Origin of the sequence: uncultured Succinatimonas sp., from assembly GCF_905203285.1 — a bacterium.
Taxonomy (GTDB): Bacteria; Pseudomonadota; Gammaproteobacteria; order Enterobacterales; family Succinivibrionaceae; genus Succinatimonas.
The window spans coordinates 1-14,576 of the sequence record NZ_CAJKVK010000010.1; the positions used below are offsets into that span (position 1 = coordinate 1).

15 protein-coding genes and 1 pseudogene are annotated in these 14,576 nt (G+C 43.6%); 8 read left to right on the plus strand and 8 right to left on the minus strand.

Translation table 11 applies throughout. From position 1 onward, the window contains the following. Positions 1–127 precede the first annotated feature (127 nt). The 3 genes from fusA to rpsL form a co-directional block, all read right to left on the minus strand. Positions 128–2,230 carry an elongation factor G gene (gene fusA, locus QZ019_RS02155; protein ID WP_295481976.1) on the minus strand — a complete coding sequence of 701 codons (2,103 nt, stop codon included), beginning with the start codon at positions 2,228–2,230 and terminating at the stop codon, positions 128–130. Positions 2,231–2,248: 18 nt separating this feature from the next. Then, on the minus strand, positions 2,249–2,719 hold the full coding sequence (gene rpsG, locus QZ019_RS02160; protein ID WP_009143967.1) for a 30S ribosomal protein S7: 471 nt from the start codon (positions 2,717–2,719) through the stop codon (positions 2,249–2,251). Between the two features lie 101 nt (positions 2,720–2,820). Continuing rightward, positions 2,821–3,195, minus strand: coding sequence for a 30S ribosomal protein S12 (gene rpsL, locus QZ019_RS02165; protein ID WP_009143968.1), 375 nt, complete (start codon positions 3,193–3,195; stop codon positions 2,821–2,823). A gap of 265 nt (positions 3,196–3,460) precedes the next feature. Between rpsL and QZ019_RS02170 the strand changes: the two genes are divergently transcribed. Then, positions 3,461–3,793, plus strand: coding sequence for a CGGC domain-containing protein (locus QZ019_RS02170; RefSeq protein ID WP_295481978.1), 333 nt, complete (start codon positions 3,461–3,463; stop codon positions 3,791–3,793). A gap of 20 nt (positions 3,794–3,813) precedes the next feature. Continuing rightward, the gene (locus QZ019_RS02175) at positions 3,814–4,335 is read left to right on the plus strand and encodes a methylated-DNA--[protein]-cysteine S-methyltransferase (RefSeq protein ID WP_295481979.1); all 522 of its coding nucleotides are present in this window, start codon (positions 3,814–3,816) and stop codon (positions 4,333–4,335) included. A gap of 215 nt (positions 4,336–4,550) precedes the next feature. Here QZ019_RS02175 and QZ019_RS02180 read toward each other — a convergent pair whose 3' ends face one another. The 3 genes from QZ019_RS02180 to QZ019_RS02190 all read right to left on the minus strand — a co-directional run bounded on the left by QZ019_RS02180 (position 4,551) and on the right by QZ019_RS02190 (position 6,682). Further along, positions 4,551–5,036: a GNAT family N-acetyltransferase gene (locus QZ019_RS02180; protein ID WP_295481981.1), complete on the minus strand. Its 486-nt coding sequence runs from the start codon at positions 5,034–5,036 to the stop codon at positions 4,551–4,553. A gap of 6 nt (positions 5,037–5,042) precedes the next feature. Then, entirely contained in the window at positions 5,043–5,315 is a 273-nt protein-coding gene (locus tag QZ019_RS02185) for a hypothetical protein (protein WP_295481983.1), read from the minus strand. Between the two features lie 68 nt (positions 5,316–5,383). Further along, positions 5,384–6,682, minus strand: a complete 1,299-nt coding sequence (locus QZ019_RS02190) for a transposase (RefSeq protein ID WP_295481985.1) — start codon at positions 6,680–6,682, stop codon at positions 5,384–5,386. A gap of 148 nt (positions 6,683–6,830) precedes the next feature. Here QZ019_RS02190 and QZ019_RS09880 point away from each other — a divergent pair, with 148 nt between their 5' ends. The 5 genes and pseudogenes from QZ019_RS09880 (at position 6,831) to QZ019_RS02205 (ending at position 10,472) form a co-directional block, all read left to right on the plus strand. Further along, positions 6,831–7,010, plus strand: a complete 180-nt coding sequence (locus QZ019_RS09880) for a transposase (protein WP_366930382.1) — start codon at positions 6,831–6,833, stop codon at positions 7,008–7,010. A 31-nt stretch (positions 7,011–7,041) separates the two neighbouring features. Then, positions 7,042–7,122: pseudogene (locus tag QZ019_RS09885) on the plus strand (IS200/IS605 family transposase); the annotation flags it as partial. A gap of 290 nt (positions 7,123–7,412) precedes the next feature. Continuing rightward, positions 7,413–7,889 carry a DUF1043 family protein gene (locus QZ019_RS02195; RefSeq protein WP_295481987.1) on the plus strand — a complete coding sequence of 159 codons (477 nt, stop codon included), beginning with the start codon at positions 7,413–7,415 and terminating at the stop codon, positions 7,887–7,889. A gap of 199 nt (positions 7,890–8,088) precedes the next feature. Further along, positions 8,089–9,324 (plus strand): DegQ family serine endoprotease, encoded by a 1,236-nt coding sequence (locus QZ019_RS02200; RefSeq protein ID WP_295482014.1) that lies wholly within the window; start codon positions 8,089–8,091, stop codon positions 9,322–9,324. Between the two features lie 44 nt (positions 9,325–9,368). Further along, complete coding sequence (locus tag QZ019_RS02205) at positions 9,369–10,472, plus strand: trypsin-like peptidase domain-containing protein (protein WP_295481989.1); 1,104 nt, start codon at positions 9,369–9,371, stop codon at positions 10,470–10,472. A gap of 451 nt (positions 10,473–10,923) precedes the next feature. Here the strand turns inward: QZ019_RS02205 and QZ019_RS02210 are convergent, their stop codons facing one another. Both QZ019_RS02210 and QZ019_RS02215 read right to left on the minus strand, forming a co-directional pair. After that, positions 10,924–11,592, minus strand: a complete 669-nt coding sequence (locus QZ019_RS02210) for an amino acid ABC transporter permease (protein WP_009142278.1) — start codon at positions 11,590–11,592, stop codon at positions 10,924–10,926. Between the two features lie 173 nt (positions 11,593–11,765). Next, positions 11,766–12,524, minus strand: coding sequence for a transporter substrate-binding domain-containing protein (locus tag QZ019_RS02215; RefSeq protein WP_294566149.1), 759 nt, complete (start codon positions 12,522–12,524; stop codon positions 11,766–11,768). Positions 12,525–12,947: 423 nt separating this feature from the next. Between QZ019_RS02215 and QZ019_RS02220 the strand changes: the two genes are divergently transcribed. Next, positions 12,948–14,510 carry an ABC transporter substrate-binding protein gene (locus QZ019_RS02220; RefSeq protein ID WP_295481992.1) on the plus strand — a complete coding sequence of 521 codons (1,563 nt, stop codon included), beginning with the start codon at positions 12,948–12,950 and terminating at the stop codon, positions 14,508–14,510. Positions 14,511–14,576 lie beyond the last annotated feature (66 nt).

A 14,576-nucleotide genomic window follows, 5' to 3' on the forward strand; every position in this document is an offset into this window, starting at 1 on the left:
CAACGTGACCGATGGTGCCTACGTTAACGTGGGGCTTAGAACGTACATACTTTTCTTTTGCCATTTTTTAAAATTCCTATATTTATGCGATGCGAACGCACCGTCGCATCGCAAATTATACTAAATATTACTTAGTCTGACGAGCAGCGATAACTGCTTCGGCAATATTCTTCGGAGCCTCAGCGTAATGGCCGAATTCCATTACGTAAGAAGCACGACCCTGGGTCTGGGAACGCAGGTCGGTTGCATAACCGAACATTTCGGCAAGCGGTACCATGGCATGAACAATCTTGCCGGTAGGACCGTCTTCCATACCTTCAACCAAGCCGCGACGGCGGTTGAGGTCACCGATAACGTCGCCCATGTACTCTTCCGGAGTCTCGACTTCAACCTTCATCAAAGGCTCGAGAAGGACCGGGTTAGCTTTCATAAAGCCGCTCTTGAATGCCATGGAACCGGCGATCTTGAAGGCCATTTCTGAGGAGTCAACTTCGTGGTATGAACCGTCGTAAACGGTAACCTTAACGTCAACAACCGGGTAACCGGCGAGAACGCCGTTTGCAACCTGCTCCTGAACGCCCTTGTCAACGGCAGGAATGTATTCCTTAGGAATAACACCGCCGACGACTTCGTTGGCAAACTCATAGCCCTTTCCGGCCTCAAGAGGCTCAATACGGAGCCAGCAGTGACCGTACTGACCGCGGCCGCCGGACTGACGTACGAACTTACCTTCGGACTCGACCTTGGAACGGATGGTTTCACGGTAAGCAACCTGAGGCTTGCCGACGTTGCAGTCAACGTTGAATTCACGACGCATACGGTCAACAATGATGTCGAGGTGCAACTCACCCATACCGGAAATAATGGTCTGACCGGACTCTTCGTCGGTGTGAACACGGAATGAAGGATCTTCCTGAGCCAAACGGTTCAAGGCAAGAGCCATCTTTTCCTGGTCGGCTTTGGTCTTAGGCTCAACGGCAACGGAAATAACCGGCTCAGGGAACTCCATACGCTCAAGAATAATCGGATGAGCTTCATCGCACAAAGTATCACCGGTGGTGGATTCCTTCAAACCGATAGCGGCAACGATATCACCGGCATAAATCTCTTTGATTTCCTGACGGTTGTTGGCGTGCATCAATACCAAGCGGCCGAAACGCTCGCGCTTCTGTTTAACGGAATTCAAAACAGTGTCACCTGAATTGATGGTACCGGAATAGCAGCGCAAGAAAGTCAAGTTACCGACGAAAGGATCGGTTGCGATCTTGAAAGCCAAAGCTGAGAACGGCTCGGCATCAGATGCCTTACGCTCATCAGGGGTGCCGTCAAGCTTCTCACCTTTAACCGGAGGAATATCAAGCGGTGAAGGCAAGTACATAACGACGGCGTCAAGCATAGCCTGAACACCCTTGTTCTTAAATGCTGAACCGCAGCACATCGGGATGATTTCGCAACGTAAAGTACGCTCACGGATACCGGCAACGATTTCGTCTTCGGTAAGCTCTTCACCGCCGAAATATTTTTCCATTAAGGTTTCGTTGGCTTCTGCAGCGGCTTCAACTAATTTAGCGCGCCACTCTTCAACGGCTTCCTTCATGTCCTCAGGGATGTCAACGTACTCAAAGGTTACGCCCTGATCTGCTTCGTTCCAGTCAATAGCTTTACGCTTTAACAAGTCAACGACGCCGACGAAGGTATCTTCTTTACCGATAGGCAACTGAAGAGGAACCGGATTGCCCTTAAGGCGGGTCTTAATCTGCTCAACGACACGCAGGAAGTTAGCACCGGTACGGTCCATCTTATTAACAAAAGCAATACGAGGGACATGGTACTTGTTGGCCTGACGCCATACGGTCTCGGACTGAGGCTGAACGCCGCCTACTGCGCAGTAAACCATTACGGCGCCGTCAAGAACACGCATGGAACGCTCAACTTCAATAGTGAAGTCTACGTGGCCCGGGGTGTCAATAATGTTGAAACGGTATTTATTCTTAAACTGGTGTGCCATACCTTGCCAATAGCAGGTAGTAGCAGCAGAAGTAATGGTAATACCGCGTTCCTGCTCCTGGACCATCCAGTCCATGGTGGCAGCACCGTCATGAACCTCACCTAATTTGTGGTTCTTTCCGGTATAGAACAAAATACGCTCGGTAGTAGTGGTTTTGCCGGCATCGATATGAGCACTGATACCAATATTACGGTACAGTTGTATAGGAGTTGTACGTGGCAATTTAAAAAACCTCTAATTTTACCAGCGGAAGTGAGCAAAGGCCTTATTAGCCTCAGCCATACGATGAACGTCCTCACGCTTCTTAACAGCAGTACCCTTGCTTTCGGAAGCATCCATCATCTCACCGGCTAAACGGAGAGCCATGGTCTTCTCATGACGGGAACGGGCAGCGTCAACGAGCCAGCGCATTGCTAATGCATTGCCGCGGGCAGGACGTACTTCAACCGGTACCTGATAGGTAGAACCGCCGACACGGCGGGATTTAACTTCAACTGCAGGGCGAATATGATCAAGGGCTTCCTCGAACAGGGCGAGGTGCTCCTTGCCGCTCTTCTGGGAAATGATATCTAAAGCGCCGTAAACAATGCTCTCAGCGATGGACTTTTTACCATCTTTCATAACGACATTGATGAACTTTGCTAACAGCTCTGAACCGAACTTAGGATCAGGCAGAATCTTGCGCTGACCTACGACACGACGTCTTGGCATTTATAAATCCTCGTAACTTCAGGGTTTTCCAAAACTTTGGTTAAACTTCTTTATATCTCTAGCACTAATTGCTGTTTGGCCTTACTCTGCGGGGATGTCGATTAAGCCTTCGGCTTCTTGACACCATACTTAGAGCGACCCTGCTTGCGATCTTTAACACCGGAGCAGTCCAAGGTACCACGAATGGTGTGGTAACGAACACCCGGAAGATCCTTAACACGTCCGCCGCGAATCATAACGACAGAGTGTTCCTGCAGGTTGTGACCCTCACCGCCGATATAAGAAGTAACTTCAAAACCGTTGGTCAAGCGGACACGACAAACTTTACGCATAGCCGAATTCGGCTTCTTAGGCTTAGTAGCATAAACGCGGGTGCATACACCACGCTTCTGAGGGCATGCTTCCAAGGCCGGAACCTTATTCTTTGAAACAACCTTCACACGCGGCTTACGAACCAGCTGGTTAATAGTAGCCATTAAATAAAATCTCCTGTTGGTCCATTATTGGACAGACTTTACTATTCTCCCGACAATCGGGAGCAGTGTATTTTAATACTTAAAAAGTTAAAAGATCAATCTTATTTCACGCCAGAAAGCAAATAAATATCAGGATCCGTTATTCTCTTACTTACATAGTGCAAAATTTTCTATTTACCCTATTCATCTTAAAAGAGTCCCCGCCTTTAACTATATAATTTAGATATACCTACCTTTTACAACAAACCAGGACGGAGCCTTTTGTATGAAAATCGGAATCATTCGCTGCAGGAAAACTGAAAATTATTGTCCGGGAACTACTGACTTTAAAAGTCTGAAAATTAAAAGCGGCTCTTTCTCTACACTTGAAGGGGAGCTTGAGCTTGTGGGCTTTGTAAGCTGCGGAGGCTGCCCCGGCAAAGATGCCGTTTTAAGAGCTAAAGAATTAGTGCGCCGCGGTGCTGAATGCATAGCTTTTGCTTCCTGCATCAAAAAAGGAGTGCCTATAGGTTTCCCGTGTCCTAATGCCGATCACATGATTGAAGCTGTAAGAAAAGCCGTCGGCTCGCAGGTAAAAATTTTAGAAACGACGCATTAATCTCCAAAAGGGCTTAGATAATGATTTGTACCTCAAAATATTTTTCACCCTTGGGTAAGATCCTTTTGGCATCTGATGAAATCGGTCTTACCGGTTTATGGTTTTATAAGCAGAAATATTTTGCAAGAAATCTTGATCCTTTACATGAAGAAAAAGAAATCGAAACCATAAAAAAGGCAAAAGCTTGGCTTGACGAGTATTTTAAAGGGAAAGAGCCGACTGTAAGAGTCCCGCTACACCTTATCGGCACTAATTTCCAACTAAAAGTATGGCAAATACTTCAGACAATTCCCTTTGGTAAATTTATGACATATGGAGACATCGCCGCGATAATTGCCAAAGAAAAAGGGGTTAAGCAAATGTCGGCACAAGCTGTCGGCGGTGCCGTAGGTCGCAACCCTATTTCCATTATCATCCCCTGCCATCGCGTTATCGGCAGCAATAAAAGCCTTACCGGATACGCAGGAGGTCTTGATAAAAAGTTAAAGCTTTTGACCCTTGAAAAAGCCGATATCAAGAGCCTTTATCTTCCCAAAAACTAAATCACTTCAGACGTTACTAAAGCAAACCACGAAGGCGGTAATGTTCAGCCTTTTTCTTTGATTTTTACTCCAAGCATTAACCGTTTTATCGTATTTCACCTTACCGGAAAGTCCCCCTGAAATCGCTCTGATAAAGGCACTCCTTATAAGTAAAAACTCTCATGATTTTCAACCTTGAAAAACGAATATCTCAACTTTCCTTATCAAAAAAGAATTCAAAGTTTAAAAATCATGCCAGGAAAATCATCTTTTATCTGCATAAATCCACGGTTTTCATAAAAATTTGCCGCTTTCTCAGATAACGGATATGTATACAAACCTACGACACCTATAGTTTGCGCTACTTGTTTTGAAATCTGCAGCGCATTCTGTACTAATGCCTTGCCTAATCCTAACTTTTGATATTTCAAATCTACAGCAAGCCTTCCAAGCAACAAAACAGTAATTGGATCCGGCATATGTCTTTTTAATGAGGCCTTAAGAAAACTATGATTTATCATATGTGCTGACAAACAATAAAAAGTAGCCAAACAGCCGTCTGAAGATATAACAACATAGGTTTTGCTTGCATTACGCTTACCGTTGCCCAAACACTTATTTTGCAACCAACTGTTTAAAATCGGCTCTCCGCAATCAAAAGCAGCAAACAAACTTAAATCACTTTCTTTGATGACTCTTGGCTCAAAAAACTCAATTTGCATATCACGTTAATTCTGCCTTTTCCATTGAAACTTGTAATTCAAAGTCTCATCCATTTTTGCTTGAACATCAGACGGTATGGGATTATTTAGAATATCAAGCAAGCACTGATACTGTTCATCAGTCAAATATGTAATGGCAGAATCAAGTCTATCTGCAAACAATTCTTTAAGTCCGTCAATAATTAAATCAGTTTTTGAACGCCCCATTTCCTTAGCTAAAAACTCAAGTCTTTGAGCATAATATTCAGGAAGTCTTAAACTCATAGCAACTGATGACATAACAAGGCCTCCGTAAATCCTCTTAAAGATTTTTTGACGTCCCGGCCTAAAGGCCGATGATCCTACTGCTAAACAACAATATTGCTACTGTTGTAAGCTTCAGAGGGTTCCTGCTGCTGACCTCTTATGAGGTTCGCTTGACAGGCCATCCGGGCAAGTCCTGCCCTTTTTAAGATGTTTTGTGCGGCATTGACGTCGGCATTGGTCTCATATCCGCACTTTATGCACTTGAATGTCTCCTGCTCCTTGCGGCTCTCTTTACTTATATGTCCGCATTGTATGCAGGTTTGACTTGTGTGTTTGGGGTCTACTTTTATTAGTATTCCGCCCTTTAATTTAAGTTTATATTCAAGATACGTGAAAAACTTATGCCACGCTTCATTTAAAATAGAGCGGTTCAATCCCGCTTTGGCTTTAACATTTTTTCCGAGATTTTCTATCGTTCCTTTAGCCGACTTGCTCATGTTTTTTATCTTCAAATCCTCAATCACTATCAGGTCGTGGTTTTTGATAAGTAGTGTTGAGACTTGATGTAAAAAATTATTTCGAGTGTCGGCTTTTCTTTTATGCAAAAGCGCCAGTTTTACATATGCTTTTTTAATATTGTCCGAACCTTTGACCTTATGTTTGATTCTCCTTTGTAATAGTGCAATCTTATTTTCCAAAGGTTTTAATTTTGTTTCTAATGATTCAATGAAGTTTCCGTCACTTAAGGTTAAAAATCTCTTTACTCCCATATCAATACCGATTGCGGTATTAAGATTTGGAACAATGACGTGATTGTTTAAGGCAAATTCACATTGAATGGAGGCATACCAACCGTCGGCTTCTTGTCTTACGGTAACGTTCTTGGGTATTCCTTCTATCTTTCTTGAGTTTCGATACCTTACATAACCTATTTTAGGGAGAAAAATCCTGCCGTTATCCTCTTCCACCTTAAAGCCCTGCGGATAACGAAAACCGTCATCGCTGTGCCTTTTCTTAAATTTAGGATAGCCGCCTTTACCTTTAAAAAACTTTTTAAACGCTTCGTATAAGTCCATTACTTTCTGCTGCAGGACTTGACTGTGACAATACTCTTTTAAAAAAGGATATTCTTCCTTTAATTTCTTTAAAGCGTAATTAAATGAATATTGATTTAGAGTCGGTTTAACACATAGAGCTTTAGCTTCATCTTCATTTAAAGCTTCACCAAAGCACCGTCTTGACTCCAACTCCTCAAGGTACTCTTGATAATCTTCCTTTTCCTTTACGAGTAATGCGTTATAGGCAAAACGGCAGCAACCGGAGAAATTGCGAAAAGCCTGCTCCTGCCTCCTATTAGGACACAGTTTATACTTAAAGGCAAGACGCATCAGCTCCGACATTGATTAACTCTTATCTTATTGTTTATAAACAAAAAACGCCGTTTATCATACCCATTGTCCTGCTTAGAAGCCATACATAAATGAGATATTTGCAACTAAATCCTCTAAAAAAAGCTTAATCATGCAAATAATTAACTAACTCAAAACAATCTTTGAAGCCGTATGCCCGCAATTTAATGCTGAGCTTATTGAGTTTGACGGTGAAGAGCACATGCATTTATTAATCTTAGATCTACCGAAATTTTCAATCTTTAAGCTTGTCTTAAGGCTCAAGGGAACATCTTCCATTACCATCCGTAAGCGTAAGTATCCTACCGTTAGAGATTAGCTGTGGGGCAATGTGTTAGTTATGGACTTCGTCTTATTTTGCTTCATCATGCACAGGTGCTCCGATATCTCTTATTCGGCAATATATTGAGCAACAGAAAACGCCAAATTAAAAACACAAGCTGCTCCTCGCGATGATCTCCGCCCTGAAGGATGGGTTTTAACCGCTGATCTTTTTGATAAAAGCAAGACTTTCGTTTAACGACTCAATTTCTTAAGCCGCATTTTTTAATCGCTTTTTTCGTTTCCAAAAAGTTTTAAAAAATTTTTAATTTAGTCCCACATTCTAAGTCTTTGCAAAGTATTCAAAAATATTATTTGTTATACTGATTTGAATGAGATTTGTTTCCTCCGTGCGTGAGTGAAACTCTATGTAAAATCAGATAAAAATAAGGAAAAAGCTATGGATCCCATGTATGCAGCACTAATTTTCATCGTCGGCTTTATCGTAGGTGGTCTCATCTGCGTTTTGGCTTTCTCAAAATTTTCAAACAAAGCTTCTTTGCTTGATGATTTGACCAAGACCAAAAGAGAGCTTGCCCGTGTGAAAAGAACTGTGTCCGACTACTTCACCACCGCTGATAATTTCTACTGCGAGATGGATAAGAAGTACCAGACCTACATCAAGTTCATGCAGGAAAGCGCAAAGAAGATTTGCCCTGAAAATCCGGGACTCTTTGACATTTCAGCTAAAAAAGAAGCTGAAGCCAAGCAGACTGTTGCCGCAGCAAGCGTATCCACTACCGCAAACCTTCCGGCTGAAGTAAAAGAAGATGATACCGAAGCTAAAAAAGATGCGGACAATGTAGCTACTCCTAAGGATTTTGTCGTAGAAGATTCAGCTGAAAATAAAGAAAAGGAATCTTCTCCGCGCATATAACGAGATTTAAAAACAGCGCTTAACAGTTGCGGTCATACCGCTATAAAGAGGAGAGATCATGATATTAAATAAGATCCGTGTTTCAGCAATAGCTTTAGCCGTTGCCACTTCCTGTATTTTTTCTGCAAATGTTTATGCAGCAGAGGCGAACCCATTATTGGCCGCTGCCGCCGAAGGACAAACACCGTCCTTAGCGCCAATGCTTAAAAACGTTATTCCCGCTGTTGTTAATATTTCAGTTAAAGGTAAAAAAGATGTTGCGCCGATGTTCAACATCCCTAAAGAATTCCGCTTCATGTTCCCGGATCTTGATCGCGGAACCCGCCAGCGTGAATTCCAGGCTTTAGGCTCAGGCGTAATCATCGACAGCAAGAAAGGTTACGTGGTTACCAACCACCACGTTATTGAGGATGCCGACGAAATCCGTATCGCCTTAAGCGACGGGCGCGAATATGACGCCAAGAAAATCGGATCCGATCCTCACACCGATCTTGCGCTGCTGCAGCTTAAAAAGTTCGATAACTTAACTGCCATAAAGCTTGCCGACTCGGACGAACTTGAAGTTGGTGATTTTGCCATCGCTATCGGCAATCCTTTCGGTTTAGGTCAGACCGTAACTTCAGGTATCGTTTCAGCCTTAGGCAGAACCGGACTTAATATCGAGAATATCGAGAACTTCATTCAGACCGACGCCGCCATTAACTCAGGTAACTCAGGCGGTGCTCTCGTTAACTTAAAAGGCGAACTTATCGGTATTAATACCGCTATCTTAGGACCTAACGGCGGTAATATCGGTATCGGCTTCTCCATTCCGTCCAACATGGTTAAAACCGTAGTCGATCAGATTCAAAAATACGGTGAAGTAAGACGCGGACAGTTAGGCGTAACCGGAACCGAGCTTACCTCCGAGCTTGCCAAGAATTTCGGTTATGAACACAACGGCGGCGCTTTCGTAAATGAAGTGTTAAAAGGCGGAGCTGCCGACAAAGCCGGTGTTAAATCAGGCGATATCATTACCTCGGTTAACGGTAAGCGCATTTCCTCATTTGGCGAACTGCGTGCCAAGATTGCCACCATCGGTGCCGGCAACAAAGTTAAGTTAGGCGTCTTCCGTGACGGCAAGAACCTTGAGTTAACCGTAACTCTTGCAGACGTTCAGGAAATGCAGTCTGATGAAGTTTCGTCACTTTCAGAGTCATTAAACGGCGCTACCCTTGCCAATGCCGATGAAGGCGGTGTTGAAGTTCAAAACGTGGATCCAAGATCTCCTGCCGCGGCTTTGGGTCTTGAGAAAGGAGATATCATTACCGGAGTCAACCGTGACGAGGTTAAGGATATCGCTTCACTTAAAAAAAGCCTTAACTCAGCTAAAGGCAACATAAGCGCCTTAAGAATCGAAAGAGACGATTCGGTTATTTACATAACTATTCGCTAAAATTGACTTATAAAGGCCGGGCTTATACCGGCCTTTTACTTACTATGAAAAAGAAAACCCTGCTTTTGACTTTATTCCCTATCGTCGTCGGCATAATTGCCGGAGTCGGCGTGTTATTTTTTAATCCGGATGCGGGCAAAAAGCTCGGTTCTTTTCTTTATTCCTCAAGTAAGGAGCCTCAAAGCTATGCTTACGCCGTAGCAAGAGCGGCTCCCGGCGTCGTCAATATTTACGTATCAACCCTCAATCAGAATTATTCATCTGAAGCCAAAAACCCCGGGACCATAACCAATAGCGCTTCAGGGGTCATTATGTCCTCTGACGGATATATCGTCACTAATTATCACGTGATCCCATCAAGCAACGAGCCCAATAAAGCCGTATGGGCACAAACCCGCGACGGCAAGGTATATCAGGCTTTTATCGTCGGCTATGACCGCAGAACCGATATCGCGGTACTTAAAATCGACGCGCAGAATCTTACACCGGTTCCCCGTGATGAGGATCTTCAGGTTAACGTCGGTGACGTAGTGCTTACTATCGGCAATCCGAACAATCTCGGACAGACCGTAACCCACGGTATCGTATCAGCAACCGCCCGTTCAGGATCGGGGCTTTTAACGCGCGATCAAATGAATATCCGCGAAGGACTTCAAGATCTCATTCAAACCGACGCTCCGATTAACCAGGGAAATTCAGGCGGAGCTTTAGTCAACACCAACGGTACGCTTATCGGCATCAATACCGCATCATTTAATAATTACCGTTACGGCACCTACGGCATCGGTTTTGCCGTGCCCACCGAGCTTACCGTGCTCGTCATGAACGAGATAATAAAACACGGCCGCGTCATTCGCGGATATTTAGGAATTTCCGATGACGGAACCACTTCTCTTCCTAACAGCGAATACGTAGGTGTAAGAGTAGGCTATATCGATCCTTACGGAGCTGCTGCTGATTCCGACATTCAAATCGGCGACATTATTATCAAGGTCGATGACAAGCAAATCACGAATTTAAGATCGCTTATTGATATTATCTCGGGCAATACTCCCGGCACCACGCTTAAATTTACGATTTTGCGTGACGGAAAAACGTTTGAGGTTCCGATTACCTTGGTTGAAGACAGAACGGGTATTGAAGACTAAACAGCGCAAAAAACTACAAATCCGATCCTTTTTGTGACATTTTCTTAAGTTCGTCAATCGTTTTTTCCACGGACTTTCAGGATGTTACCGTCTCTTAGCTTTTCAAAAGGAAAGCGATATTTTCCTTTTAATAAACAGGATCTGAGGGACTTTATGAAAAAGGAAATTTGCAATCTCTGACAAACCGGCTTAAAAATATTTTCACGGCTGTGCTGTAGGCACGTCAATTCACATTGTTTTAGTAAGTTTTCTTAACTTTCAGCAAGATCGCTTTAAAGCTTTATTTGCAGACTAGCTGTTGACATAAAACTTCCCCTTTTTAAGGTTAAACAGCAATCTTAAGTTAAATTAAATACTATAAGAATGTTCAAGCCAAATGCATCAAGAATCACTTGGCCGTTTAGGGGAGAAGTTCAATTAACAAGATCGCCTGTCTACTAAAAAATATCTATTAGCGACGGATCTTTGATTCATTCATCTTCTTTTCAATGTACTTAGCGGCAATGGCGATAAGCAAAATAACCAGAAAATAAATAAATGCCGCATAAGAGTACACTTCAAAAGGACGGAAGTTGCGGGCGATGATGATTTGGGAGTTCATGGTAAGTTCGCGCACGCTTATAACCGATAAAATCGAAGTGTCTTTTAAAGTGCTGATAAATTGATTGACAAGTGGCGGAACCATGATGCGCAAGGCCTGAGGCAAAACGATATAACGCATGGTTCTAAAATAGCCGAAACCCAGGCTTCTTGCCGCCTCAATCTGACCTTTATCCACGGCAAGGATACCGCCGCGGAAAATTTCTGCCAAAAAGGCTGATGCGTTAATGGATAAAGTAATGATACCCGCGACTATGGGATTGAACTGAATATTTAAAAGTCCGCCGACGCCAAAGAAAAGGAACAAGGCAAAAATAAGAACCGGTACGCCGCGGATAAAAGCTACGTATGAATAATAAATCGCTTTTAAGCCCTTATAGCGGCTAAGGCCCATCAAAGCCAAGATCATGCCGATGATAAACGCAAAGAACATTGAGACTACGGCAATCAACAAGGTTGCGCCCAAGCCCATCATCAAATCAGGGAAGCAATCGATAAACAGTGAAAAATAGTCGCTCATGAACAAAAGGCCTATACGATTTTTTACTAAGCGCCATTAAAAGAAATCAATTTTGTTAAAGTTTTCTTATCCGCGCCTTTATTTTCAAAGGATGAACTATTTTACTTAAAATTCCCACAAGAAAACAAATTAAAAGACCCCGTCGCCGGGGTCCTCGTCTCATTTATCGTAAATTAAAGATACTGACCTACAATCTTGTCGTAAGTGCCGTTCTCTTTAATGGTCTTAAGTCCGTCGTTGAACATCTTGATAAGTTCGGCATGAGTGCCTTTCTTGACGCCAAAGCCGTACTGCGGGGTGCCTGATACGCGCGGGATGGCGATACGCAAACCTTTTTGTACGCCGATCTTAATCTGATAGGCGATAACCGGATAATCCTCGCACAAGAAATCGGCATAACCGTTCTTAACTGCCATCATGGTCTCAGGAGATGAAGTGTAGTACTGAGCGGTTACGTTATCTTTATCGGCAATGCTTTCAACAAACAAAGCACCGGTAGTACCCTTTTTAACCGCGGCGCGAGTGCCTTTTAAATCTTCGATAGTATTGATCTTGGAGTCTTCCTTAACGATAACGGAAAGGCCTGAATCAAAGTAGCCGTCGGAGAAATCAAGGATCTGACGACGCTCGTCATTCATATTGATGCCGGCAATAGCACCGTCAAGCTGACCTGAAATAAGACCCGGAATAACGCCTTCAAAGTTCATCGGCTTTAATTCATATTTAAAGCCTGAAGCCTTGGCGATAGCGTCAAGAACCTCAACGTCGATGCCGACATATTTGCCGTCCTGTTCCCAGGAGAAAGGAGCATAAGCTGCGTCGCAGGCAATAATGTAGGTCTTATCGCTATCATCGGCCATAGCGGAAGATGCACCGAAAATCATGGTTGCGGCACTGACGGCCAAAAGAGCGCGTTTAACACCAGATAACATAAAAACTCCAAAAATTATCAAACCTTTCTTTCAAAGGATTTTTGCTTATTCTCATTCTTTTTGTCTAACCGACAAAAAGTCCTTAACTGATTGTTAAGTGAATTTAACGAAAATCTTAATCTTTTTATGAAAAAAATCTGAGATATAAGTGCAGTTGCGAGATTTTTCACCTTTTTGGTGCAAAAAGTCATTTTTACAACTAAAACAGCCTTATTCTAAGGCAATGGCACTTTTTATTTTCAACTTGTTGAATTTTCACAAAAATTTTATCGTTTATCAAAAATCGGTATTTTCATGCAGATTTTTATCCGCATAAATATGTGTTCTTAGCTCATAAATTTGCCGCCCATTGCTTGTTTTTTAGCAAAACATACGAAAAAATCTTAAAATTCCTTTATCTTTTTACAGCTGGAACTGTTATACATGAAAATTTTCTCCAAAAACCGCATGATAGCTGCAGCTCTTGCCGTCGTTTTTACCGCCGGCTGCATTTCATCTGCCGAAGCTGCATTATCACGTAAACCTCAAGACAATATTTTCTACGCAACATCAACCGATCCTTTAGGACTCGATCCTGCCTTGGTCGACGATAACGATTCGGGAAAAATCATAGGTAACATTTACGAAAGCTTACTGCGCTTTAAAAACAGCAATACCGAAGTAGAGCCGCAGCTTGCCGAAAGCTATGAAATTTCCCCTGACGGATTGAGCTATACCTTTAAGCTCCGTCAAGGCGTCAAATTCCACGACGGCACTCCGTTTAACGCCGAGGCAGTCAAATTCAATATCGACCGTCAGATGCCCGAGAACCTCGTTCCTAAAATGTCATACGCAGGACTTGTGTACGGCGACGTCAAAAGTACCGAAGTTCTTGACGAGTACACCGTAAGAATCAATCTTAAAAAGCCGTCAACTCCTTTCCTGCACAATATGGCCATGCTGTACTCGGCACCGATGGCAAGTCCTACCGCCCTTAAGAAGTACAACAATAACCTGATGCAAAACCCTTGCGGCACCGGTCCTTACAAATTCGTCGCCTGGGACAGAGGTCAGCAGGTAATCGTTACCCGCAACGAAGATTACTGGGGCGAAAAAGCTGCTGTACAGAACATCATTTTCCGTACCATGCCTGAAACCTCAGCCCGCGTCGTTGCCTTAAACAACGGTGAAGTCGATATCATCAGCGGTCTTGACGCCAACGTCATAAAGCAGATTGAAGACGGCGGCATTATGATTTTCAAGACCGACGGCATGAACATCAACTTCATGTTCTATAACATCAACGTCACCAAAAATCCTATCACCAAGGACAAAAACGTGCGCCGTGCTTTATCCATGGCCATCAACGTCCCTGAAATGGTCGCTACTCTTTACAAAGGATACGCCACCCCGGCAAATACCCTGCTGCCTCCTTTCGTCCCGGGATATTCCCCTGACGTCAAACAGGTACAGTACAATCCTCAGGAAGCGGCTAAGATCTTAAAGGCAAAAGGCGTTTCCACCATCAAGATCCTCACCTACACCGGAGCACGCTTCTATAATCCGGTCGGCGGACAGGTTTTGGCTGAAGCCGTTCAGTCTTACTTTGACAAAGTAGGCGTTAAAGCCGAAGTTTTAGCTTATGACTGGGCTACTTACAAAAACAAGCTTGCAACCGACGAGTGGGATATCGGCTTTATGGGCTGGACCGGAGATAACGGCGATCCCGATAACTTCTTAAATCTCTTTGCCAGCGACGATCCTATCAACAATAACGGCTTGTGGTATAACGACGAGTACCGTGCTTTGATTGCCAAAGGCGTTGAACTAAAAGACGGCCCCGAGCGCAACGAGCTTTATCATAAAGCCGAGCAGATCATGGCCGACGAGGCACCTCTTCTCCCTATCTCCCACGCTCAAGTCATTGCAGCATACCGTCCTAATATCAAGAACTTCAGCGTTCATCAGGTCGGAATGACTTTCTTCAAAGACGTTGTCAAAGAATAACCGCTAAAAATAGGTTATAATAGACAGTTTAAAGGCCCCGCACCATACGGCGAGGCCTTGTCGTTT